20 protein-coding genes and 3 pseudogenes are annotated in these 22614 nt (G+C 70.2%); 16 read left to right on the forward strand and 7 right to left on the reverse strand.

The window, feature by feature from the left end; all coding sequences use genetic code 11:
- The first annotated feature begins 26 nt into the window (after positions 1–26).
- A complete protein-coding gene (locus JW592_RS04610) occupies positions 27–647 on the forward strand; it encodes a TIGR03086 family metal-binding protein (protein ID WP_209263579.1) in 621 nt (206 codons plus the stop codon).
- Between the two features lie 287 nt (positions 648–934).
- Positions 935–3310 (forward strand): HelD family protein, encoded by a 2376-nt coding sequence (locus JW592_RS04615; protein ID WP_209263580.1) that lies wholly within the window; start codon positions 935–937, stop codon positions 3308–3310.
- Between the two features lie 275 nt (positions 3311–3585).
- Here the strand turns inward: JW592_RS04615 and JW592_RS04620 are convergent, their stop codons facing one another.
- Positions 3586–3792 (reverse strand): cold-shock protein, encoded by a 207-nt coding sequence (locus tag JW592_RS04620; RefSeq protein WP_019354305.1) that lies wholly within the window; start codon positions 3790–3792, stop codon positions 3586–3588.
- A gap of 264 nt (positions 3793–4056) precedes the next feature.
- Here JW592_RS04620 and JW592_RS04625 point away from each other — a divergent pair, with 264 nt between their 5' ends.
- The 3 genes from JW592_RS04625 (at position 4057) to JW592_RS04635 (ending at position 7088) form a co-directional block, all read left to right on the forward strand.
- Positions 4057–5496, forward strand: coding sequence for an NAD-dependent malic enzyme (locus tag JW592_RS04625; protein ID WP_209263581.1), 1440 nt, complete (start codon positions 4057–4059; stop codon positions 5494–5496).
- A gap of 486 nt (positions 5497–5982) precedes the next feature.
- On the forward strand, positions 5983–6264 hold the full coding sequence (locus tag JW592_RS04630) for an HU family DNA-binding protein (protein WP_016469244.1): 282 nt from the start codon (positions 5983–5985) through the stop codon (positions 6262–6264).
- A 143-nt stretch (positions 6265–6407) separates the two neighbouring features.
- A complete protein-coding gene (locus JW592_RS04635; protein ID WP_209263582.1) occupies positions 6408–7088 on the forward strand; it encodes a hypothetical protein in 681 nt (226 codons plus the stop codon).
- Here JW592_RS04635 and JW592_RS04640 read toward each other — a convergent pair.
- A complete protein-coding gene (locus JW592_RS04640) occupies positions 7085–7840 on the reverse strand; it encodes an HAD family hydrolase (RefSeq protein ID WP_229375198.1) in 756 nt (251 codons plus the stop codon). The genes JW592_RS04635 and JW592_RS04640 overlap by 4 nt on opposite strands.
- Before the next feature lie 51 nt (positions 7841–7891).
- Positions 7892–8635, reverse strand: coding sequence for a GntR family transcriptional regulator (locus JW592_RS04645; protein ID WP_209263583.1), 744 nt, complete (start codon positions 8633–8635; stop codon positions 7892–7894).
- A gap of 332 nt (positions 8636–8967) precedes the next feature.
- On the opposite strand from JW592_RS04645, the gene JW592_RS04650 reads away from it, so the two are divergent.
- The 4 genes from JW592_RS04650 to JW592_RS04665 are packed head-to-tail and all read left to right on the forward strand — an operon-like array spanning position 8968 to position 13005.
- Positions 8968–10083: an ABC transporter substrate-binding protein gene (locus tag JW592_RS04650; RefSeq protein ID WP_209263795.1), complete on the forward strand. Its 1116-nt coding sequence runs from the start codon at positions 8968–8970 to the stop codon at positions 10081–10083.
- A complete protein-coding gene (locus JW592_RS04655) occupies positions 10083–11024 on the forward strand; it encodes an ABC transporter permease (RefSeq protein WP_209263584.1) in 942 nt (313 codons plus the stop codon). The genes JW592_RS04650 and JW592_RS04655 overlap by 1 nt, the downstream gene beginning before the upstream one ends.
- Positions 11012–11884, forward strand: a complete 873-nt coding sequence (locus JW592_RS04660; RefSeq protein WP_209263585.1) for an ABC transporter permease — start codon at positions 11012–11014, stop codon at positions 11882–11884. Before JW592_RS04655 ends, JW592_RS04660 begins: the two co-directional genes overlap by 13 nt.
- The gene (locus JW592_RS04665) at positions 11881–13005 is read left to right on the forward strand and encodes an ABC transporter ATP-binding protein (protein ID WP_209263586.1); all 1125 of its coding nucleotides are present in this window, start codon (positions 11881–11883) and stop codon (positions 13003–13005) included. The genes JW592_RS04660 and JW592_RS04665 overlap by 4 nt, the downstream gene beginning before the upstream one ends.
- Before the next feature lie 72 nt (positions 13006–13077).
- On the opposite strand, the gene murA is transcribed toward JW592_RS04665, so the two are convergent.
- Entirely contained in the window at positions 13078–14406 is a 1329-nt protein-coding gene (murA, locus tag JW592_RS04670; RefSeq protein WP_209263587.1) for a UDP-N-acetylglucosamine 1-carboxyvinyltransferase, read from the reverse strand.
- Positions 14407–14744: 338 nt separating this feature from the next.
- Here murA and JW592_RS33675 point away from each other — a divergent pair.
- The 7 genes and pseudogenes from JW592_RS33675 to JW592_RS04700 all read left to right on the forward strand — a co-directional run.
- Positions 14745–15023 (forward strand): annotated as a pseudogene (locus tag JW592_RS33675) (YqgE/AlgH family protein); the annotation flags it as partial.
- Between the two features lie 558 nt (positions 15024–15581).
- Positions 15582–15878: pseudogene (locus JW592_RS32490) on the forward strand (YqgE/AlgH family protein); the annotation flags it as partial.
- A 129-nt stretch (positions 15879–16007) separates the two neighbouring features.
- On the forward strand, positions 16008–16304 hold the full coding sequence (locus JW592_RS04680; RefSeq protein ID WP_099881383.1) for a DUF3039 domain-containing protein: 297 nt from the start codon (positions 16008–16010) through the stop codon (positions 16302–16304).
- Between the two features lie 246 nt (positions 16305–16550).
- The gene (locus JW592_RS04685; RefSeq protein WP_209263589.1) at positions 16551–17249 is read left to right on the forward strand and encodes a hypothetical protein; all 699 of its coding nucleotides are present in this window, start codon (positions 16551–16553) and stop codon (positions 17247–17249) included.
- Between the two features lie 296 nt (positions 17250–17545).
- Positions 17546–18310 (forward strand): hypothetical protein, encoded by a 765-nt coding sequence (locus tag JW592_RS04690; RefSeq protein ID WP_307805287.1) that lies wholly within the window; start codon positions 17546–17548, stop codon positions 18308–18310.
- A gap of 356 nt (positions 18311–18666) precedes the next feature.
- A pseudogene (locus tag JW592_RS04695) lies at positions 18667–19071 on the forward strand (ATP-binding cassette domain-containing protein); the annotation flags it as partial.
- Positions 19072–19137: 66 nt separating this feature from the next.
- Positions 19138–20088 (forward strand): aminoglycoside phosphotransferase/kinase family protein, encoded by a 951-nt coding sequence (locus JW592_RS04700; RefSeq protein ID WP_209263590.1) that lies wholly within the window; start codon positions 19138–19140, stop codon positions 20086–20088.
- On the opposite strand, the gene JW592_RS04705 is transcribed toward JW592_RS04700, so the two are convergent.
- The 3 genes from JW592_RS04705 to JW592_RS04715 form a co-directional block, all read right to left on the reverse strand.
- Positions 20030–21145 (reverse strand): hypothetical protein, encoded by a 1116-nt coding sequence (locus tag JW592_RS04705; RefSeq protein WP_209263591.1) that lies wholly within the window; start codon positions 21143–21145, stop codon positions 20030–20032. The genes JW592_RS04700 and JW592_RS04705 overlap by 59 nt on opposite strands.
- 267 nt (positions 21146–21412) lie before the next feature.
- Entirely contained in the window at positions 21413–21604 is a 192-nt protein-coding gene (locus JW592_RS04710; protein ID WP_209263592.1) for a DUF397 domain-containing protein, read from the reverse strand.
- On the reverse strand, positions 21601–22410 hold the full coding sequence (locus JW592_RS04715) for a helix-turn-helix domain-containing protein (RefSeq protein ID WP_209263593.1): 810 nt from the start codon (positions 22408–22410) through the stop codon (positions 21601–21603). The genes JW592_RS04710 and JW592_RS04715 overlap by 4 nt, the downstream gene beginning before the upstream one ends.
- Positions 22411–22614: the final 204 nt, after the last annotated feature.

Here is a 22614-nt window from a genome sequence, read left to right on the forward strand (position 1 = left end):
CCGCCGCCAGGCGCACCCTGGGACACATGGGCAACGCTTTTGACGGCATCGTCGACCGCTTCCTCCTCTCCAGTTCGGAGTTCGAGCGCAGGCTGCGAGCAGTTCGGGCCGAACAGTGGTGCTGGCCGACTCCCTGCACCGAGTGGAACGTGCGGCAACTGGTGAACCACGTGACGCGGGGCAACCTCAACTACGTCGCGCTGGTGCACGGTGGCAGCGCCGCCGACTTCCTGCGGCTACGGGATGCCGACGCACTGGGTTCGGACCCGGTGGCCGCGTACGCCGACTCGGTGCGGCAGTGCGCGGAGGCGTTCAGCCGTCCCGGTGCCCTCCTGGAGCTGCTGGACTACCCCCTGGGCCGGGTGACCGGCGAACAGGCCCTGGCCGTACGCACCACGGACAACACCGTGCACGCCTGGGACCTCGCACGGGCCGTCGACGGGGACGAGACGCTCGACAGCGACCTGGTGACGTGGGTCAACGCGAGCCTGACCGATATCTACGCGGACCTGTCGGAGACCCCCACGGCCCCCGACACCACCCACCGCTTCTTCGCCGCACCGGACACCTCCGCCCTCGCCCGAGCAGCGTCCGCCCAGACACAACTGCTGCACCGCATGGGAAGGTCACCCGCAGCCGCGACGTAATCGTCGCGACAGCCCGCTGGGCAGCGGACCGCTCCTGGGTGCTGTGCACCGACTTCGACCTGTGGGCGACGAAGGTGGTCGGGCCGGAGGTGCTGGTGGAGGCACTGCTGAGTGACGGGGAGATTCGAGGCAGTAAGGCCGCCGTGGGCTTCCTGAGCCGGCTCCGCACGTTCCGTGTCCCCTCCCATGGGGCGACCACTGCGCGCCGTACCGTCCAGCGCGCTCCGGCAAGTGGAATCGCGTACGGTTGACGGCTGCCCTAGGGAACGCAGAAGGGGGCCGCCGCGTTGAACGCGCAGCACAGAGCGGAGCCAGAGACCGTCCGTGACCGTGAGGTCGACGCGGAGCAACAGCATCTCGACCGGGTGTACCGGAGGCTGGAGGAGAAGATCCATGAGGCGGAGTTCCTCATGGACGACGCCTCCAAGCGCGCCCAGGTGGGTACGCCCGGTGCGCTGGCCGAGCGTGACGCGCAGGTGTTCCGGGCCGGGGTCCACCTCAATCGGCTCAACAGCGAGTTCGAGGACTTTCTGTTCGGGCGGATCGATCTGCTGGAGGGGAAGACGGGCGAGAGGGGTCCCGATGGGGCCTACACCTCCGTCGAGCCGGCCGAGGGCGCCATCCGGCACGAGGGCGGTCAGCAGCTCGCCGACATCGCCGAGACGCTGCACATCGGGCGGCTCGGAGTGCTGGACGCCGACTACGCGCCGCTGGTCATCGACTGGCGGGCCCCCGCCGCCGCACCGTTCTACCGCTCCACTCCCGTGGCCCCCGGCCGGGTCGTACGGCGACGTGTCATCCGCAGCAAGGGGCGGCGGGTGCTCAGCGTCGAGGACGATCTGCTGCGCCCCGAGCTGAAGGCGCGGCTGGACGGGGAAGAGCTGGCGGTGGTCGGGGACGGGGCGCTGATGGCCGCGCTCGGGCAGGCCCGCAGCCACACCATGCGGGACATCGTGGCCTCCATCCAGGCCGAGCAGGACGAGGTGATCCGCGCCCCCGCCGCCTCCGTCACCGAGGTGGAGGGCGGCCCGGGGACCGGCAAGACGGCCGTGGCGCTGCACCGTGCGGCCTATCTGCTCTACCAGGACCGGCGCCGGTACGCGGGCGGGATTCTCATCGTCTCGCCGACCCCGCTGCTCGTCTCGTACACCGAAGGCGTGCTGCCGTCCCTGGGTGAGGAGGGGCAGGTGGCCATCCGGGCGCTCGGCTCGCTGGCCGAGGAGACGACGGGCGCCGAGGCGACGACGTACGACGAACAGAGCGTCGCCCGTATCAAGGGCTCGGCACGGATGGTGAAGGTACTGCGCAAGGCGGCGCGCGGGGCGCTCGACCTGGGGCTGCGTACGCCGGTGCCGGAGCGGCTGCGGGTCGTCGCCTTCGGGGCGCGGGTGGAGCTGGACGCCGGCGAACTCGCCGCCGTACGGCAGCAGGTGCTCGCCGGAACCACGCCGGTCAACCTGATGCGGCCCCGGGCGCGGAAGCTGCTGCTGGACGCGCTGTGGGAGAAGTCCGGCGCGCGCCGCCGGTACGAGGACCCGGAGCTGGCCGCCGAGGCGCGGCAGGGCTTCGACGAGGACATCGCGGGTGAGGAGGAGTTCCTCGCCTTTCTCGACGCGTGGTGGCCGGAGCTCACCCCGCGCCAGGCGCTGGGCGCCATGGCGGACGAGGGGCTGCTGGCCCGCTGGTCGCGGCGGGTCCTGCGGCCGGGTGAGGTGCGGACGCTGGCGCGCGCCTTGGCCGCGCGCCTCACTCCGCAGGGCGAAGGCCCGCTGTCGGTGCACGACATCGCGCTCCTGGACGAGCTGCGCACCCTGCTGGGCGCCCCCGCGCGCCCCAAGAAGCGCGAGGTGGACCCGCTGGACCAGCTCACCGGGCTGGAGGAGCTGACAACGGCCGCCGACCGGAACGGCGGCGGGCGCCGCGAGCGCACCGCCGAACGGCAGGCGGCGCAGGAGCGTACCGAGTACGCGCACGTCATCGTCGACGAGGCGCAGGACCTCACGCCGATGCAGTGGCGGATGGTCGGCCGCCGCGGCCGGCACGCCACCTGGACCATCGTCGGCGACCCGGCCCAGTCCTCGTGGACCGACCCGGACGAGGCGGCAGCGGCGCGGGACGAGGCGCTGGGCAAGCGGCCCAGGCGCCGGTTCGAGCTGACGGTCAACTACCGCAACCCTGCCGAACTGGCCGTCCTCGCCGACCGGGTGCTGGCGCTGGCCATGCCGGGGGTCGAACCGCCCCGCGCGGTCCGCTCCACCGGCGTCGAGCCGTCCTTCGCCGTCGCGGCCGGGGGCGCGCACGAGGGCGAGCGCGCGGGCGAAGGCGCGGGGCTGGGGGTCTCGGTACGGGAGAGCGCGGCCCGGCTGCTGACGGAGGTCGAGGGGACGGTCGGCGTCGTGGTGGCCATGCGGCGGCGTGAGGAAGCCCGCGCGTGGCTCTCCGGACTGGGGGAGCGGGTCGTCACGCTCGGCAGCCTGGAGGCCAAGGGCCTGGAGTACGACGCGGCGCTCGTCGTCTCGCCTGCGGAGATCGCGGACGAGTCCCCCGCGGGGCTGCGGGTGCTCTACGTGGCGCTGACGCGGGCGACACAGCGCCTGGAGGTGCTGAGTGCCGCACCGGATCTGCCGGACGAGGACGGGGTGCCCGACCTGTTGCGGGACTGAGTGCTCGGCAGGGCGCACCGCAGGCCGGAAGAGCCGGTGTTCCGCAGGGGGTGGCCCAGGCCGGAAGAGCCGGTGTTCCGCAGGGGAATCGTGGGCGAGGGCGGTTTGTTAGCCTGGGTGTGGCACCGGCCCGATCCATGCCCCCGGGCCCAACCATAGGCGCTTCGAGCGCCCACTTGCCGCGAGGCGAGCTGGCGGGTCGGTGTCACCAAAGGCGCAAACGAGAGGGCTCCTGCCGGCGTCGGCGGGAGCCCTCTCGATGTTCGTCCGGAGGGTCAGCCGACCACCCGGACGCCGTCGGCCTGCGGGCCCTTGCGGCCCTGGGTGATCTCGAACTCGACGCGCTGTGCGTCCTCCAGGCTGCGGTATCCCTCACTGTCGATCGAGCTGTAGTGCACGAAGACGTCCGGCCCGCCGCCTTCCTGTGCGATGAAGCCGTAGCCCTTCTCGGCGTTGAACCACTTGACCGTGCCCTGAGCCATGTTGCGGGTCTCCTGTGATGCAGAGGCAGTGTGCGGGGTGATCTTAAGTCGTATTCATGCAGTTTCAGGGGAATTGAGGCTGGTTTCTTCCGGGTGACAGTCTCTCGGAATGTGGAATACGCTTTCCATAAACGCGGACGCGTTACCACGTACCGGGGGGTAGGTGGGACGATCTGTTGACGTGACACGTTGTGGGCCGTAAGAACTGCGGCCACGCGTGCGCACGTGCACAACGTGACAAGGGAAAGCAGAGGGAAGTCGGCAATGGCGCCAAGCGTCTCCTACTCGATGACGGTCCGCCTGGAGGTCCCGGCAGGCGGGACGGCGGTCAGTCAGCTCACCACGGTCGTGGAGTCGTCCGGCGGCTCTGTCACGGGCCTCGACGTGACGGCGTCGGGCCACGAACGGCTGCGGATCGACGTGACGATCGCGGCCAGCTCCACCGCGCACGCCGACGAGATCGTGGACCAGCTCCGCACCATCGAGGGCGTCACCATCGGCAAGGTCTCCGACCGGACCTTCCTGATGCACCTGGGCGGCAAGATCGAGATGTCCGCCAAACACCCCATTCGCAACCGCGACGACCTGTCGATGATCTACACGCCCGGTGTGGCGCGCGTCTGCACGCAGATCGCCGAACACCCCGAGGACGCGCGCCGCCTGACGATCAAGCGCAACAGCGTCGCCGTCGTCACCGACGGCTCCGCCGTCCTGGGCCTGGGCAACATCGGCCCGCAGGCCGCACTGCCCGTCATGGAGGGCAAGGCGGCCCTCTTCAAGCGCTTCGCCGGGATCGACGCCTGGCCGATCTGCCTGGACACCCAGGACACCGACACCATCGTCGAGGTCGTCAAGGCGCTGGCGCCCGGCTTCGCCGGCATCAATCTGGAGGACATCTCCGCACCCCGCTGCTTCGAGATCGAGGCCCGGCTGCGGGAGGCCGTCGACATCCCCGTCTTCCACGACGACCAGCACGGAACCGCCATCGTCGTGCTCTCGGCGCTCTACAACGCGCTGCGCGTGGTGGACAAGCGGATCGAGGACGTCCGCGTGGTGATGTCCGGGGCCGGCGCCGCCGGTACGGCCATCCTCAAGCTGCTGCTGGAAGCCGGTGTCAAGCACGCCGTCGTCGCCGACATCCATGGCGTCGTCCACGCGGGCCGAAAGGACCTCGCCGACGCCGACGAGGACTCCCCGATGCGGTGGGTCGCCGACAACACCAACCCCGAAGGCCACACCGGCACCCTCAAGGAGGTCGTGGTCGGCGCCGACGTGTTCATCGGCGTCTCCGCGCCCAACGTGCTGGACGGCAGCGACATCGCGAAGATGGCCGAGGGCGCCATCGTGTTCGCGCTCGCCAACCCCGACCCCGAGGTCGACCCCGCCGCGGCCCGCGAATCGGCGTCGGTGGTGGCCACCGGACGGTCCGACTTCCCGAACCAGATCAACAACGTGTTGGTCTTCCCCGGCGTCTTCCGGGGGCTCCTGGACGCGCAGTCGCGGACGGTGGACGACGCGATGATGCTGGCCGCTGCGCGGGCGCTGGCCGATGTGGTGGGGGAGGACGAGTTGAACCCGAACTACATCATCCCGTCGGTCTTCAACGAGAAGGTCTCCGGCGCTGTTGCTGGTGCGGTCCGCAATGCGGCGCTCGCCGAAGGCGAGGGCAAAGCCGCCACCAAGGAGCCGGCCGCCCAAGCGTGAGGGGCCGCGCCCCCTGGCCCGTGCTTGGGGCTGCGTCCCCTGTTGCGCTTGGGCAGTCTGCTCCCCCGGCCTCCGGCCGGGAGGTACCCCCACGCCTGCGGAACGATTGCCCACGAGCGGCGCAAGCAGGCGCGGGCCGTACGCGCGGCAGGGGTGCCGGGGCTCCGCCCCGGCGAGTCGGGTGGGGGTTCACTCGGGCGGGCCCTCTAGTGTTGCGGGCAGCACCGCGCGAGGACGCCGGATGACGCCGGATTGGCTTTCCCGCCGCAGGTAGGGGCAGGATGCATCCCCAAGGACTTTGTCCGAGGGGGCGACCCCGATCCGGACCTTGTCCAGGGGATATCCCCACGGGGCGCGCGGGCCCGAAGGCGGACCCGGGTCCGGGGACTGTCGGAGGGCCCTGGCAGCATCGGCTTCGCTGTGTCTGATATGCGGCTCTGCCGCGTGGCACGCCTCATCGGCAAGAAGAACACGGGAGTACGAATTATGAACCGCAGTGAGCTGGTGGCCGCTCTGTCCGAGCGTGCCGAGGTGACCCGCAAGGACGCCGACGCGATCCTGTCGGCGTTCGCCGAGACCGTCGGCGAGGTCGTCGCCAAGGGCGACGAGAAGGTCACCATCCCCGGCTTCCTCACCTTCGAGCGCACCCACCGGGCGGCGCGCACCGCGCGCAACCCGCAGACCGGTGACCCGATCCAGATCCCGGCCGGGTACAGCGTCAAGGTTTCGGCGGGCTCCAAGCTCAAGGAAGCGGCGAAGGGCAAGTAAGCAAGCCCTGGAGACCTGAAGCTCTGAAGCAGCAGAAGCTCTGAAGCAGCAGAAGAGGGGCGGCCCCACAAGCAGGGGCCGCCCCTCTTCGTCTGCGTGCCCGCACGCGGGCGCCGCGGGCGGTGGGATGAGAATGGCTGCCCATGAGCATCGAACCCCAGCACCCGCAGCACTCCCCGCCCAGCGCCACGGTCCTGCGTCTCGGCCGCAGCAAGCTGTGGACGGCAGTGTGGGGGGCGACCGTCCTGCTCTCCGTCTTCGCCCTTCTCCTGTTCGGCACAGTCTTTCTCCTGGCCAGGACAGGAGGGCAGGGTGCCGAGCCCGGCCACTTCGTCCTCCTCGCCCTGGAGCTGCTCATCGGGCCGTTCGGGGTGTACGTGTTCGTGAACGGGTGGCGGGCCCGTCATCAGGTGCTGGTGGTGGACGCGGCGGGTGTGTGGTGGCGCGACGAACCGGGTTCGGTCCTCATACCGTGGCAGTCACTGGCCGCGGCCGGGATCTGGCACAGCAAGAGCGGCCGGGCGCACGCCTACACCCTGGAGCTCCTCCCCCGGGACGCCATCGACCGCGACCACCCGCTGCTGTGGCCCCTCGTCCGCGAGGAAGCCCCCGTCGTGCACGCCGCGATGCACCTTCCGCCCGGGCTGCCCCCGATGCGCTACCGGATACCCCTCACCTGGCGGCACAGTGAGGTGAGCAGCGCCGTGAGGACGTACGCGCCGCACCTGTGGTTCGGCGAGGTCAGGCGCCCCCCGGGCCATTTGGACAACCCGGACCGCCGAGGTCACCGGCGCCGCACCCGCAGCCGAGGCCCAGCGGACTAGGTCGCGCCCTCGAAGGACAGCGGGAGTGCCCGCAGATCGACGTCCCTCAGGGAGCGCAGCAGGAGGGTGCCCGGGGCCTCCTGGATGCCGTCCACGGTGGGTACGGCGACCACCCGGCAGCCCGCGGCACGTGCCGAGGCGGCGCCGGTGGGGGTGTCCTCCAGGGCCAGGCACGCCGTCGCGGGGACGCCCAGGAGGCGTGCAGCGGCCAGGTACGGGTCCGGGTGCGGTTTGCCGCGCGGGGTCTCGCCGTGGGCGACCGAGCAGGTGAAGCGGTGCGGCCCCAGGGTGGCCAGTACCAGGTCGGCGATGGGCCGCTCGGAGGCCGTGACAAGTGCCACAGGGACGCCCAGCCGCCGCGCGCTGTCGAGCAGCGCGAGCGCCCCGGGCTGCACCGTCACCCCGGCGCGGACCCGCGCCGTGAAGGAGGCGTCCAGCCGGTCCCTGGCCGCGTGGGCGGCCAGCCCGGACCTGCGGGCTACCAGCTCGGCCGCGCCGTCCAGCGGCAGCCCGGCGAAGGGCGCGAGCGCGGTCTCGTCGGCGGCCGCGCCGTGCTCGGCCAGCAGCTCGGCCAGCGTCGCCAGCCAGTCGCGTTCGGTGTCGACCAGGGTGCCGTCCATGTCGCAGAGCAGCGCGGCGGGCAGCGAGGACGCGCCCTCGGGCCGGATGCCGGGCGTCGGCGAGGGGGTCGGGGCCGACGAGGGCGACGGCGACGGTGAGGGGGACGAGGGCGAGGGCAGGGGGGTGGGCAATGCGGGCTCGTACTTTCGTCGGTGGGTGGGTGCAGCGCGGGCGGCGGCCGCTCACGCGCGGGTGCGCGCCAGCGGGTTGGTCTGGGTGGAGTTGCGGACGGTGAAGACGACGGAGCCGGGCCGGTAGCGGTCGTCGGAGGTCTCCACGGGGCGGCCGTCGGCCGTGGTGGTCGTACGCCGTACGCGCAGCAGCGGGCTGCCCCGGCGTACCCGCAGGTGCTCGGCGTCGGCCGTACCGGCGGCCACGGCGTCGATGTGGTGCTCGCCGTGTGCGAAGACGAGCCCGGTGTCGTCGTAGAGCCGCTGGGTGACGGACTCGCAGTCGGCCGGCAGCGCCTCGACGGCGGTCCCGATCCACTCGGCGTAGACGGTGCGCTCCAGCAGCACCGGCTCCTCGTCGAGGGTGCGCACCCGCAGCACCCGCAGCACCGGGGAGCCGTGCCGCACCTGCAGCAGTCCGGCCTCCTCGGCGCGCGCCGGGTCCCAGGATGCCGAGACCACCAGTCCGCCCGCCGTACGGCCGCCCGCGCGGGCCCACTGGGCGAAGCTGCGCAGCTCGGTGAAGCTCTGGCTGGGCGTGGTCGACAGGACGACGCGGCGTGCGCCCTGCCGGGAGCCGATGAGGCCCTCGGCCAGCAGCGCGGAGACGGCCTGTCGCACGGTGCCGCGTGAGGCGCCGTGCGCGGTGGCGAGTTCGGCCTCGGAGGGGAGGGTGGCCCCGACCGGATAGTGCCCCTCGGCGATGGCGCGGCGCAGCTCGTCGGCGATCCGCTCGTGGCGGGCGGGCTCGGGCATGGGGCGGCTCCTCGAAGTGCTGCGCTACGGCTGCGCGGGCTCCGCCCGATCATGCCATCTGTGCGCAGCGGTGCGCACACTCGGCAGCCCGGTCGGTTACTTGTATCCACGGTGAACATCGCTAAACCTGTTCGCAAATAACGCTTTGAGCTGGGCATTTGAGCGGTCTCCCGGCTTTGCGGCACCGGCTGGGTGCTGTTAGCTTGCCCTGGCTCAATGAATCGAGCTTGTCCATACAGGTGACGGGCGCGAACCCCAGGAGTAGACACGTGAAGGCAGACCATCACAGCCGTCGGAGCCGCCGGAGTCACCGGAGTCACCGGAGCCGCCTGCTGGCCGCGGCAGCAGCGGCCGTCACCCTCTCCGCCGTGGCCACCGGCTGCGGTTCCGCCCCCGCACAGGGCTCCGACAGCAAGGCCGGCAAGGCCCGCTCGGCCGCGGACCTCGGCGGTATGGACAAGCTGGTGGCGGCGGCGAAGAAGGAGGGCGAGCTCAACGTCTACGCCCTCGCGCCGACCTGGGCCAACTACGGCCAGATGATCAAAACCTTCGAGAAGAAGTACGGCATCGAGGTCCACAACGAGGACCCCGGCGGCAGCAGCCAGGGCGCGCTGAACGCCGCCGCCAAGCGCAAGGGCCAGGACCGCGCCGTCGACGCCCTCGACCTGGGCACCGCGTTCATGCAGCAGGCCAAGGCCAAGAAGCTGCTCGCGCCCTACAAGGTCAAGGGCTGGGACGCGATCCCCGACACGCAGAAGCAGCCCGACGGCTCCTTCATGAACAACTACGGCGGCTACATCTCCATCGGCTGCGACGCCAAGGCCGTCAAGGTGTGTCCCAAGTCCTTCAAGGACCTGCTCGATCCGCGGTACAAGAACAAGGTCGCCCTCAACGGCAACCCCACCGAGTCCTCCTCGGCCTTCTCCTCCGTCATCGCCGCCTCGCTCGCCAACGGCGGCGGCTTCGACGACGTCAAGCCGGGCCTCGACTTCTTCAAGAAGCTGAAGAAGGCCGGCAACTACGTGCCCGTCGAGTCCACCAAGGCCACGATCCAGAAGGGCGAGACGCCCATCTCGATCGACTGGGACTACCTCAACCTCGGCTATGGCGAGGAACTGAAGTCCAAGGGCGTCGACTGGAAGGTCAACGTGCCCGAGGACGGCCAGTACTCGCAGTACTACAACCAGGGCGTCAACAAGTACGCCCCCCACCCGGCCGCGGCCCGGCTGTGGCTGGAGTTCCTCTACAGCCCCGAAGGCCAGAACATCTGGCTCAAGGGCTACTCGCGACCCGCGCTGCTGGAGAAGATGACCAAGGACGGCACCGCCGACAAGAAGGCGGCGGCCAAGCTCCCCGAGGTCGACGGCACCCCGAAGTTCCCCACCCCGGCGCAGGAGGCCAAGGCACAGAAGGTCATCAGCGAGGGCTGGGGCGCGGCGGTCAGCTGATGGCTGTGACGTCCCAAGCGCCGGCCCGGGACGGCGCCACCGCAACGGAAGAACAGCCGCAGCCCGCGCCGTCGGTGACCCGGCGCCGCGCGGGCCGCGGCGCGCCGCGCCGGCACTGGCCCGCCGTCGTACCGTTCTTCGCCTTCATGGCCGTCTGCTTCGGCCTGCCCGCCTGCACGCTGGCCTACAACGCGTTCACCGTCATCGACCCCGCGACCGGCGCGAGCCACTACAGCATCGACAACGTGCGGCACTCGCTCACCGGCGCATACGCCACAGGGCTGGCGGGCAGCGTGAAACTCTCGCTGCTCAGCGCCGTACTGGCCACCGTCCTGGGCACCGTCATCGCGCAGGCGCTGCTGGGAGCGCGGAGCGGCGCGCTGCGCAAGGCCGTCGTCTCCGCCTCCGGCGTCTTCGCCAACTTCAGCGGCGCACCGCTCGCCTTCGCCTTCATCGCCACCCTCGGCACGACGGGAACGGTGACGCGGCTGCTGCACCTCAAGAGCACCGGCTTCAGCCTCTACACCTTCACCGGACTGGTGCTGGCCTACCTCTACTTCATGGTGCCGCTGATGGTCGTCACCATCCTGCCCGCGCTGGACGGCATCCGGGCACAGTGGCGGGAGGCCGCCGCCTCCTGCGGTGCGACCAAGGCGCAGTTCTGGCGCCATGTGGGACTGCCCGTGCTGATGCCCTCGCTGCTGGGCGGCGCTGTGCTGATGTTCGGCACCGCCTTCGCCTCGCACGCCACCGCCGCTGTGATGACCGGCAGTTCGGTGCCGCTGATCACCATCCAGATCGCCAACGCGCTGTCCGGCAACGTCCTGGTCGGCCAGGAGAACCTGGCCCTGGCCATGAGCCTCAACATGGTGGTGATCGCGCTGCTCGTGATGGCCGTACAGATCCCGCTGCAACGACGGAGCAACCGATGGCTGGGCTGACCGCTGTTTCGCGTACCGCTGTGCCGCGTACCGCGCGCAAGCGGCCGTACGGCAGCATCCTCGTGCTGCTGCTGGCCGCGCTCTACTTCCTCGTCCCCGTCGCCGCCTCGCTCTGGTTCACCGTCGACGACCCCGCCAAGGGCCTCACCTTCGGCGCCTACGCCAAGGGGCTGCGCGACGACGGCATGGCCACCAGCCTCGGCCTGTCCGTACGGCTCGGCCTGGCCACCGTCGCACTCGGCCTGGCACTGATGGTGCCGACCATGGTCGTGGTCACCCTGCGGCTGCCCAGGCTGCGCCGGGTGGTCGAAGTGCTGTGCATGGTGCCGCTCATCGTGCCGCCGATCGCCCTCGTCGCGGGCGTCAGCACGGTGCTCTCCTGGGAGGACGACCTGCGCACCACCCCGCTGTGGGGCACCTTCCAGGCGCTGCACGACAAGAGCTTCCCGCTCGTGCTCGTCCTCGTCTACACCGTCATGTCGCTGCCGTTCCTCTACCGCTCGCTGGACGGCGGACTGCGCGCCGTCGACCTGAAGACCCTGGTGGAAGCCTCCCGCAGCCTCGGCGCCACCCGGCGGACCACGCTGTGCCGCGTGGTGGTGCCCAACCTGCGGCCCGCCATCGTCAGCGGCTCCGTACTGAGCCTGGCGATGGTGCTGGGGGAGTTCACCGTGGCGAACGTGCTCGGCTTCGAACCGTTCTCCGTGTGGATGGTGCACGTGGGCGAGTACGAGGCCCAACTGTCCGTCGCCGCAGCCATGCTCAGCCTGCTCATCACCTGGGGGCTGCTGCTCCTGCTCACCAACCTCGCCGGCGGGCGGACGCGCGCCCGCGCCGACAGGAGGAAGCCGACCGTATGACCACCACCGCTACGACCGCGAAGCAGGCGGGGACCACCTCCGTGGAACCGGCGTCAGCAGGCCCCGGCGCGGAAGGCGGCGTCGGGCTGCGGCTGCGCGGACTGCGGCGCTCCTTCGGCGCCACCACCGCGCTCGACGGGCTCGACCTGGACATCGCCCCCGGCGAACTGGTCGCCTTGCTCGGCCCGTCCGGGTGCGGCAAGACGACGGCGCTGCGCATCATCGCCGGATTCGAGACGGCCGATACGGGAGAACTCCTCATCGGCGGCGAGGACCTGACCGCCGTACCCGCCAACCGGCGCGACATCGGCATGGTCTTCCAGTCCTACAGCCTCTTCCCCACCATGACAGCGGCCGAGAACGTCGCCTACGGGCTGCGCGTGCGCAAGGTGCCCAAGGCGGAACGGGCGGCACGCGCCACCGAACTGCTGGAGCTGGTGGGGCTGCCCGGGCGCGAGAAGCACTACCCGCACCAGCTCTCCGGCGGCCAGCAGCAGCGCGTGGCGCTCGCCCGCGCGCTGGCCATCCGCCCCCGCATCCTGCTGCTGGACGAGCCGCTCTCAGCGCTCGACGCCAAGGTGCGGCTGCAACTCCGTGAGGAGATCCGCCGCCTCCAGCTGGAGCTGGGCATCACCACCGTCTTCGTCACCCACGACCAGGAAGAGGCCCTCTCGATGGCCGACCGCGTCGCGGTGATGAAGGAGGGCCGCCTGGAGCAGTGCGCCTCTCCCAGCGAGCTCTACGAGCGGCCCGCGACGCCGTTCGTCGCGGAGTTCGTCGGCACGATGAACCGGCTGCCGGGTGTCGTGTGTGAGGGCGGGACCGTCGAGGTGCTGGGGCGGCGGGTGCCGGTGCACGGGGAGTGCCCTGGTGTCGGTTGCGAGGTCGATGTGCTGGTGCGGCCGGAGGGCCTGAGGGTGCGTACCGGTACGGACGGGGAGGGCGAGGCGGCGACCGTCCGCGTGGCCACCTTCCTGGGTGGCACCACCCGCCTCCTGGTGACCACCGACTCGGGCGCCGAGGCCAAGGTCGACCTGCCGAGTTGGGAGGCGGAGGCTCTGACGCCGGGAGCGCGCTGCACGCTCACCCCGCAAGAGCAGCCCGTACTGGTGGAGGACTGATCCCACGGGCCCGGGGAGGGGGCCGGCAAGCGCAGCCCCCTCCCCGGCCCTACGGACGGTCCCTCCCCGGCCCTACGGGCGGTCCACCTTCGCGCCGAGGTCGACCAGCTTCTGCTGGAAGTTCTCATAGCCCCGGTTGATCAGATCGATGCCGTGCACCCGGGACGTGCCCTGCGCGGCCAGCGCGGCGATCAGATACGAGAAGCCGCCGCGCAGGTCCGGAATGACCAGGTCGCTGCCCTGGAGCCTGGTCGGCCCGGAAACCACCGCCGAGTGCAGGAAGTTGCGCTGCCCGAAGCGGCACGGCATGCCGCCCAGGCACTCGCGGTAGAGCTGGATGTGCGCACCCATCTGGTTGAGCGCCGAGGTGAAACCGAGGCGCGACTCGTACACCGTCTCGTGCACGATCGACAGCCCCGACGCCTGCGTCAGCGCCACCACCAGCGGCTGCTGCCAGTCCGTCTGGAAGCCGGGGTGGACGTCCGTCTCCAGCGCGATGGCGTTCAGCGGGCCGCCCGGGTGCCAGAAGCGGATGCCCTCGTCGCCGATCTCGAACGCGCCCCCCACCTTCCGGAAGGTGTTCAGGAACGCGATCATCGACTTCTGCTCGGCGCCGCGTACGAAAACGCTGCCCTCGGTGGCCAGCGCCGCGCTCGCCCAGGACGCGGCCTCCAGCCGGTCGGGCAGCGCACGGTGGGTGTAGCCGCCAAGCTTGTCGACGCCGGTGATGCGGATCGTACGGTCGGTGTCCATCGAGATGATCGCGCCCATTTTCTGCAGGACGCAGATCAGGTCCTCGATCTCCGGTTCGACCGCGGCGTTCGACAGCTCGGTCACGCCCTCGGCCAGCACCGCCGTCAGCAGCACCTGCTCCGTCGAGCCGACCGACGGGTACGGCAGCCGTATCTTGGTGCCACGCAGCCGCTGCGGGGCCTCCAGGTACTGCCCGTCGGCGCGCTTCTCGATCGTCGCGCCGAACTTCCGCAGCACGTCGAAGTGGAAGTCCACCGGACGGCCGCCGATGTCACAGCCGCCCAGACCCGGGATGAAGGCGTGCCCGAGCCGGTGCAGCAGCGGCCCGCAGAACAGGATCGGGATACGCGAAGAACCCGCGTGCGCGTCGATGTCCGCGACGTTGGCGCTCTCCACGTGGGAGGGATCGAGCACCAGCTCGCCGGACTCGTCCCCGGTACGCACCGTGACGCCGTGCAGTTGGAGCAGCCCGCGGACGACGCGGACATCGCGGATGTCCGGCACGTTGCGCAGTCGGCTCGGTTCACTGCCCAGCAGCGCGGCGACCATGGCCTTGGGGACGAGGTTCTTCGCACCCCGGACACGGATCTCGCCCTCGAGCGGGGCGCCACCGTGGACGAGGAGTACGTCGGCTGGGCTGTCGGTCATGGATCTCCGCGATTCCGCGAGACGGGATGGGACAACAGGCAAGCGTAATGGCCCCGTCCGGTGCCTACCCAAGCCCGAGGGGGGTCGGTGACTGTCACAGGTCAGCAATAACACAGAGGGTGACTCGGATATCACCAGTCGTGGGGTGATAAGGGCCGGTTTCGCCCTGGGCGCCGTGCGATGGGTCACCGGTGGGAGGGCGCCGGGAGGTCGGTGGGCTGCTGATGGGCTGCCGGTGGCCTGCCGATGGGGCACCAGGGGGCCCGCGACCCGGTCAGCGGTGCCCTCGATCCGGCCATTGGGTCCCGTAAACGGCGCAGGTGCGGGATCATTGGCGTATGACCGAGGTGTCCTCGCTCACCGGACGACTGCTCGTCGCCACACCGGTGCTGGCCGATCCGAACTTCGACCGCGCTGTGGTGCTCCTCCTCGACCATGACGAGGAGGGCTCACTGGGCGTGGTCCTCAACCGTCCCACCCCGGTGGACGTCAGCGACATCCTGGAGCCGTGGGCCGCGCTCACCGGCGAGCCCGGCGTCGTCTTCCAGGGTGGCCCCGTCTCGCTGGACGCCGCACTGGGCGTCGCCGTGGTCCCCTCCGGCAGAGGTGACCGCACCGACGGTGACACCAGCCGTACCCCAGGCCGCGGATCCGGACATACGCCCGGCCAACCATCCGGGCCTGCGTCCGGCCGGAAGAGAACTCCCCCGGCCGATGGCCCGACGGAGCCGACGGGGCGGGGTGAGGAGCGCGCCGAGGATGAGGAGCGCGCCGGGCGTGAGGGGCGCGCGGAACGCGCCGGCCGGGGCGAGCCCGGGGATGCTTCGCGGGGCGCCCGATCGGAAGCCCGGACGAGCGGCGACGAGGGAGCCGGTGCCCCGGCCGCCGAGCCGGGAGTCGGGGGCGCCACGGGAGCCGCTGGCACCACCGGCGCCACTGGCACCGCCGGAACGACGGGAACGACCGGAACGACGGGAACGACCGGGGCTCCGGGACAGGGCGGTGCGGAGGCGGCCGGGCCGGACGCCGCCCGGCGCGGGAGCGCCCCGGGCCGGAAGGACGGCCCGGGGGAGGGCGCGGCCGTCGGTGACGCCGAGGCGGCCGCCGACAGCGGCGACGCGGACGCCGGTGCCGAGTCCGACGCCGACCTGGGAACCGACACCGTCCTCGACACGGACGGCCCACTGGGCTGGCGCCGGGTGCACGGGGCCATCGGCCTTGTCGACCTGGAGGCCCCGCCCGAACTGCTCGCCGCCGAGCTGGGTTCGCTCCGGATCTTCGCCGGGTACTCGGGCTGGGGTCCGGGGCAGCTGGAGAAAGAGCTGTCGGAGGGCGCGTGGTACGTCGTCGACTCGGAGCCCGGCGACGTCTCCTCCCCGGCACCGGAGCGTCTGTGGCGGTCCGTACTGCGTCGGCAGCGCAGTGAGTTGGCGCTGGTCGCGACGTACCCGGACGACCCCTCGCTGAACTGAGGGCCGTACGGCCCCGCACTGCGGGGCGTCGGCGGGTCCGAACACGGTTGCGCACGGGGCCGCCGACGGGTGACGCGGGCCACGGCCCATGCCTGACGTGTTCCGGTCGCATGAGTACCCTTGGACTGCATGAGCACTCTTGAGCCCGAGCGCGGGGCGGGCACCGGCACACTCGTCGAACCGACCCCGCAGACGTCGCACGGTGATGGCGATCACGAGCGGTTCGCCCACTATGTCCAGAAGGACAAGATCATGGCGAGCGCGATGGACGGCACGCCCGTCGTCGCGCTCTGCGGGAAGGTCTGGGTCCCGGGTCGCGACCCGAAGAAGTACCCGGTCTGCCCGATGTGCAAGGAGATCTACGAGACGATGGGTCCCGGCGGGGACAAGAACGGCAAGGACGGCAAGGGCGGCGACAAGAAGTAGCCCCCACGCGTTCGAGCTCAGCGCCCCCGCGCACGCGCGACCGGCGCGTATGACGTGCACCACGCGCCGCGCCTGTCACCACACCGCCGCCTCACCCGTACTCCGTACGGGTGAGGCGGCGGTGTGCTGTGTGTTGCCCTCTCGTCTCGCACCTCTCCCTTCTCTACTGAACTTGCTCGATGGGGTGTTGGGGGCGCTGCTACCGTCAGGTGCACGACAGTCACCTGACGCTACTGGGAGCTCGCCGTGCACCTCACCCGCCGCCCCGCCGTCTCGTTGGCCGCCGCCACGGTTGCCGCTGCGCTGCTTCTCGCCGGGTGCGGTGGTGGTGATGACGGTGATGGGAAGAGCGGCAAGATCGAGGGCGCGGACGATGCGGGCAAGAAGTCGTCCTCTGGCCCGGAGAAGAGTGGGTCGGGCTCCGAGAAGAAGGAGCCCGACTTCCGCACGTCGGACATCAAGCTGCCGGATGACGTGAAGCTCGTCTTCGACTGGGACCAGCCGTCGGACCCCGAGAAGGCAGCAGCGCTGGATGGTGCTGCGGACTACATGCGGGCCCTTGTGCACGGCACGGTGAAGCAAGACTCGAAGGATCCGGTGCTGGCTAAGCATGTGGTGCCGCTGCAATCCGCGCAGGAATTCGCAACCACGGTTGTCAAGATGGACGTCAAGGACGGCGTTACGGCGACCGGAAAGCAACGCTACTACCGAGAAGACATTGGGCAGGTAGTAGATGGGAAGCTCGTCGAAGTGGCCTTCTGTGTGGATCAGTCCGAGTTCTTCGACCGGAAAGTCAAGAGCGGGAAGGTCCTGCGCACCGAAGAGAGCGCTTCGAGCTACATGCGCTACACCCTGGTCATGCAGAAACCTGATCAGGGAGACCGTCCCTGGAAGGCGCGCACCTTCGAGTTCGAGGGCAAGGCGGTGAAGCAGTGCAAAGGCTGACGACGAGGACGGCGCTGATCTCAGGGCTATGCCTGCTGGCCCTCCTAGGGGACGCTACATCGGCATGGGCTGACCGGGGAAACCCCAATGAGGCGGGAGCGAAGTTCCAAAAGGGAGCGTGGAAGGACAACGAAGCGATTGCTGGGGCCGGAGGTAGCCGCAAAATCAGCTACTCCGGCAGCGGTTCTGGTGGGAGCAATGGCGGGGGTGGGAATCTGGCGGTGCCCAGGGGGGATTGGGCGCCGCCTCCGTGTTGGTATGCGCCGACGTATTCGCCGGAGGAGCTCAAGGAGAAGGTGGATGCGTCGCCGTACTCCTTGACGGGGCGTGATCCGAACAATCGGTATCTCAAGGAGGAGGTGGACCGGGACATTCGGCACTTGTACTCGGAGGGGGAGTACGACAACTACAACCTCGACAAGCAGGGCGAGGGCAAGTTCTGGGCTGCGGTGCCGAATCCGGATGAGGAGGACGCGGCGAAGCGTGAGTCGTGTACGAGGTTGCCGTTCTGGGTGAAGAACGGTGAGCGGCCGGATGTGGAGAACGCGATCAGTCCGGAGATCCTTTCCAAGCTGGCGTATGCGCGGATCACGGTGCCCGAGACGCGGGTGAAGCTGAATCCGGATGGCAAGCAGACGGTGAATCTGCCGACGTGGGTGTGGTTGGACAAGGGCCGGTACAAGCCGCTGTCGGTGAAGGCGTCGGTGGATCTTGGCGGGGGTGAGGAGATCTGGGCCAGGACGACGGTCGAGCCGGATTCACTCAGGTTGAGTCCGGGGACGGAGAACGCCACTTTGCACCCGTCCTCCGGCGAGTGCGGGATCAAGGACGACGGCAGTATCGGCAGCCCGTACAAGAAGGGCAGCGGGAAGAAGGCTCCGCCGTGTGGGGTGACGTATCGGAAGGCGACGCAGGGCGGGGGTAGCTACACGCTGAGGTCCACCCTCACCTGGAAGGCCGCGTGGGAGAGCAGCGAGGGCGGTGGCGGCAACGACCTGCCGAACGGTGAGTTCGGGGGCGAGCAGGACGTCACCGTCCAGGAGATCCAAGCCGTCAACTAGCCATCGCGCCATGGGGTGGGTTCTTCAGCGTGGTCACTCCATCTGGCCCTGGAGTCCTAGCGCAGACACCAGCCGCGAATGTACAGCGGACCTGGCCGAACCGGCGTGGGCGAAGAAGCTGACCGACGAGGACCGACGAGGACCGGCGCGCTGTTCTGGTCCAACATCAGTCCGTACGGCACCTTCCGCCGAGCGCAGAGCACCGATGAGTGGCTGCCCGTGCCGCACCGTCCCCGGACGAGCGGGGCGCGCTGCGGATCACGGATTTCGTGTCCCGCGCGAATTGAGGCGAGACGGTTCGTCTTGCTATGGTGAGGCCATGGCCTTCCTCTTCTTCGTCTGAGTCCGGGCACGGTACGCCGCCCGCCCGGATCGGCTACCTCGCCCAGGAACTGCCCCCGCACGCCGCGCGGCTGCAGCTGCTCGCCGCGTTCGCTGCCGGGCGGCCCGGGCTGCCGGACGAGTACGCCGAACAGCTCCTGTCCCTGGGCTTGTTCCGCGAACAGGACCTGCACGTCCCAGTCGCCGCCCTGTCCGTGGGACAGCAACGGCGGCTGCAGGTCGCGACCCTGGTGACCCAGCCCGCGGACCTCCTCGTCCTCGACAAGCCAGCCAACCACCTCGCACTCGACCTGGTCGAGGACCTTCAGGCAGCCCTCGCGGCGTACCCAGGGGCGGAGGTCGCGGTCTCGCACGATCGCGACTTCCGTGCGCGCTTCGAAGCCGAGCAGCTGGAACTGCACGCCGGCCGCAGGCGCTGACCCGGACCGGCTCCCCCTGCCCCGAACCGTTTCACATCCATCAACCCACTGAACAAGGGATGATCCATGACCACCTTCCTGACACCACAACAGCGTGCCGACCGCACCTCCGCCGCCGCTGAGGCAGCCGTCACGGCTGGGCGTGGGCTCGGCCTGACCGTCACCGAGCCCACAGTGCTCCACGACCTCTTCTCGGTCGTCGTCCACCTCGCCCCCTCGCCGGTCGTGGCCCGGATTCCCACCGTCCTGCCCCGCACGGACGACCTGGCCGCCCTCGCGCGCCGCCAGCAGGACGAGCTGGATGTCACACGGTGGCTCGCAGACCAGGGAGTCCCCGTGATCGCGCCCAGCCCGCTCGTGCCGCGCGAACCCGTGCAGCGCGGCGGGTTCTCGATGACGTTCTGGCCGTTCGTCGAGGAGGCCCGGGGCAAGGAACCCGACTACGTCGCGAACGCCGAGAGCGTCGCCGACCTGCACGCGGCACTGCGCGCCTACCCGGGCCGCCTGGAATTCCTGTCCGCTGCCGACCCGGAGTTCGTCGCGGACAGCCTCGCCCGGCTCGACCAGCATCCCGACCTGATCGGAGCGGCCGAGCTCGACCGTGCCCGCCGCGAATGGCAGCTCCTCGAACCCCTCGTACGCTCACGCAGCGCCTTCGAGGCCCGGTTCCCCGGCATCGACCTCCAGCCCATCCACGGCGACTCCCCGCCCGCGAACATCTTCAACGCGGTGGACGGCGACCTCTACGCCGACTTCGAACTGGTCACGCTGGGGCCCGTCGAGTGGGACCTGGCCGCTCTCGGACCCGAGTACGAAGCCGCCTACAACCGCGGCGCACAGCGCAACGGCACGAGACCGCTCGACGAGGAGCTGCTCGCCTTCGTCAACGCCCTGGGCATGCTGCGGGTCATCGCCACCCTCACCCTGGTCCCGCAGCTTCCCGAACTGGCGGAGTACCTCAATCCCGCTGTCGACCACTGGCAGACGACGCCCTTCGCGGGTGGCTTGGGCAGCTGATGCCAACCGACTGCTGGTCTGCGGCTGGTGTCTGAGCCGGGACTCCTGGGCCCGGCTGGCGTGCGGCGTCGGCCAGGACGGCGCGCCAGCCGTGGCCTTGGCGGATGCGGTGCGCGGGGCCGCCCGGACGGTCCGAACGGTCGCCGGCTGCGGGGTGGGCTCGGCCGGGGGAGGAGCGGACCACCGCCGTGGGCGTCGGGCAGTCCGGCACGGGCGGCAGGTAGCGCAGCAGGCGGTGGCGGGCGAACTCCCGGGGACACCGAACACCCTCAGGTGGCAGACCGTGAGTGAGGACGGTGCGCAGGGTTTCCGCTTCTTCGCCGCGCAGCAGATAGTGCCCTGCGACCTGCGCCAGTTCACGGGCCTCGGAGTGGGTGAGAACCAGCTCGGGTGCCGTACGGCGCAGTTGCAGGAGCAGCCGTTCCGCGCGCTGGGCGTAACTGGCCAGTGGGCCGGTCAGCGCTCCCAGGCCCAGGTCTTCCTCCCGTGCCGCTGTGGCCTCTGCTTCTCGGATCTTGGGGGACGGGTGGGGGGTGTGGTGTTCGTTCGATGTCTTGTCCCCTTGGGGGCGTCGCCGGGTGGGGCGGGGAGCGGGTGAACCGGCGGCCGGTTCCGGGGCCCGCGTATGTGGCTCGGGCCGTGGAAGCCACTCCGCAGAGTTGACGATGCGTACGCCCAGCCTGCGTGATTCGGCCGTGTCCTTGCCGAGCCGTGCCGCTTCCTCGGCCGCTGCCCATCCCGTCTCGATCTCCGTACGGGTACGGAGCGGGGCGAGGGAGGCGAGGCGCTGGTCGCGGATCTCCCCGCGCGGGTTCTGGCGCTTGCGGGCGTGCCAGTGGCCCTGTTCGCGGAGGACTTTGCGCGCGGCGTTCGTACGGTCCTTGCCCATACGGAGGGACTTGGCGACTGTGTCGCTGTTGCGGGCGTTGCGCGGCGGGAGCTTTGCCAGAGCCTGGAGGAGGCGGAGCGCTGTGGGGGTGATCCCTACGTTGTCGATGAGGGATTCCGGGGTTTGGAGGAAGGGCGCGCGCGTGGGCGCGTTAACATCGTTGGGCATCGTGAGTGGGCCTCATCCACTTGGCGGTGTAGGCCCTCGATGCGGTGTTGCTGCACCGCTCGGGGGCCGTCTTGTTGCCCAACTTAGACGCACATAGCGGACTTACGGTGCCGCTGATCGGCAACTTCCGTAAGTGATCGAAAATTTACGCGCTTCCGCCCTCACGGCCGACCGAGTCCAGGCGTGCCAGGTCGGCCGTATCGGTCGTGTGGAGGTGAGAGCCGTAGGGGCGTGCGGTGCGTGCGGGTGGTTGCTCGCCGCTCCTGGTCAGCGCGCGCGCACACGCTGCACGAAGGACGCCCAGGTGGTGTTCTTGAAGACCAGCACCGGGCCGTCCGGGACCTTCGAGTCCCGGACGGGTACGGCGCCGGGGATGTTGTCGGCGATCTCGACGCAGTTGTCGGCGTCCGCACCGCTGTAGCTGGATTTACGCCACGCGGCGGCAGTCAGGTCGATCATGCGAATCCCTCGATGGCCTTTTCGATCAGTTCCATGGAAGCGCACGCGCTCAACGCGTCGGCGTGCAACCGATCATAGACCCGCTGGAAGCGCTCGACCCTGCTCGGTTCTTCGGTGTAGGCGCCTGTTACGAAGCCCTCTGTGTACGCCCCTCGATCGCCGTTCGGCAGGGTGAGGAGGGCGACGGAGCCCGGGATCATGGTGGTGTTCTCGGGGAGGATCTGCACATTGATGTTGGGGCGCTCGCACATCTCCCGGAGCTTCGTCAGCTGACTGTGCATCGTCGCCCGGCCGCCGGTGGCGCGGCGCAGCACTGCCGCGTCGAGGACGGCCCACATCCACGGCGGCCGCTCGCGGGTCCAGACTTCCTGGCGGGCGACCCGGCGCTCCGCATGGCGGTCGGCCTCGGCGGGGTCTCCGGCCTGCCCTGCGAGCAGCAGCGCGCGGGCGTACTCCTCCGTCTGGAGAAGCCCAGGAACGACGATCGAGAAGTCATGCATGGCGGAGGCTTCGAGCTGGCGGGCGAGAAACGCCTTGGCATAGTCGCGAACCTGGGCGTTCAGCAGCGCCCTCGCGAGGTTCGCCAAGTCGTCCTCGAAGCCCAGCACCTTGTCGAAGCGGGAGGCCAGACTCGGGTTCGGGGGGTCGGTGCCCAGCTCGATCTTGGCGACACGGACGCGGGAGATGAAGACCTTCGCGGCGAGGGCCTGCTGCGTCCAGTCGCGCTGTTCGCGTTCGCGGCGGATCTTGTGGCCCAGGTAGGCGGCTACGGAGTAGGTGGGGTCGAGTTCTCGGGGTGCGGGCATGGGTCTTGTTCCTTCGTTCGCTCGCACATCGCTACTCCTGGTGAGCGTATCCGTACTGCGTGATGCTCGTCCCCGATACGGAAAATTCGCGAGCGACCAGAGGCCCCTATGCGCACGGCAGTTGAGCACGGCTCCTACGACGACCTTCCTGAGTTCCCCGTTCTCCGGCCGCCTCGCCCGGTGCCGGGGTGCGGGGACTGCGAG

The organism is Streptomyces spirodelae, assembly GCF_017676385.1.
GTDB lineage: Bacteria > Actinomycetota > Actinomycetes > Streptomycetales > Streptomycetaceae > Streptomyces > Streptomyces spirodelae.

What these genes read in the sequence shown, in the direction of transcription:
- JW592_RS04610 (WP_209263579.1), top strand. Translation starts at nt 27, where the DNA reads ATGGGCAACGCTTTTGACGGCATCGTCGACCGCTTCCTCCTCTCCAGT.
- JW592_RS04620 (WP_019354305.1), bottom strand. Translation starts at nt 3,792, where the DNA reads ATGGCTCAGGGCACGGTCAAGTGGTTCAACGCCGAGAAGGGCTACGGC.
- JW592_RS04625 (WP_209263581.1), top strand. Translation starts at nt 4,057, where the DNA reads ATGGCGCCAAGCGTCTCCTACTCGATGACGGTCCGCCTGGAGGTCCCG.
- JW592_RS04630 (WP_016469244.1), top strand. Translation starts at nt 5,983, where the DNA reads ATGAACCGCAGTGAGCTGGTGGCCGCTCTGTCCGAGCGTGCCGAGGTG.
- JW592_RS04635 (WP_209263582.1), top strand. Translation starts at nt 6,408, where the DNA reads ATGAGCATCGAACCCCAGCACCCGCAGCACTCCCCGCCCAGCGCCACG.
- JW592_RS04645 (WP_209263583.1), bottom strand. Translation starts at nt 8,635, where the DNA reads ATGCCCGAGCCCGCCCGCCACGAGCGGATCGCCGACGAGCTGCGCCGC.
- JW592_RS04655 (WP_209263584.1), top strand. Translation starts at nt 10,083, where the DNA reads ATGGCTGTGACGTCCCAAGCGCCGGCCCGGGACGGCGCCACCGCAACG.
- JW592_RS04660 (WP_209263585.1), top strand. Translation starts at nt 11,012, where the DNA reads ATGGCTGGGCTGACCGCTGTTTCGCGTACCGCTGTGCCGCGTACCGCG.
- JW592_RS04665 (WP_209263586.1), top strand. Translation starts at nt 11,881, where the DNA reads ATGACCACCACCGCTACGACCGCGAAGCAGGCGGGGACCACCTCCGTG.
- murA (WP_209263587.1), bottom strand. Translation starts at nt 14,406, where the DNA reads ATGACCGACAGCCCAGCCGACGTACTCCTCGTCCACGGTGGCGCCCCG.
- JW592_RS04680 (WP_099881383.1), top strand. Translation starts at nt 16,008, where the DNA reads ATGAGCACTCTTGAGCCCGAGCGCGGGGCGGGCACCGGCACACTCGTC.
- JW592_RS04700 (WP_209263590.1), top strand. Translation starts at nt 19,138, where the DNA reads ATGACCACCTTCCTGACACCACAACAGCGTGCCGACCGCACCTCCGCC.
- JW592_RS04705 (WP_209263591.1), bottom strand. Translation starts at nt 21,145, where the DNA reads ATGCCCAACGATGTTAACGCGCCCACGCGCGCGCCCTTCCTCCAAACC.
- JW592_RS04710 (WP_209263592.1), bottom strand. Translation starts at nt 21,604, where the DNA reads ATGATCGACCTGACTGCCGCCGCGTGGCGTAAATCCAGCTACAGCGGT.
- JW592_RS04715 (WP_209263593.1), bottom strand. Translation starts at nt 22,410, where the DNA reads ATGCCCGCACCCCGAGAACTCGACCCCACCTACTCCGTAGCCGCCTAC.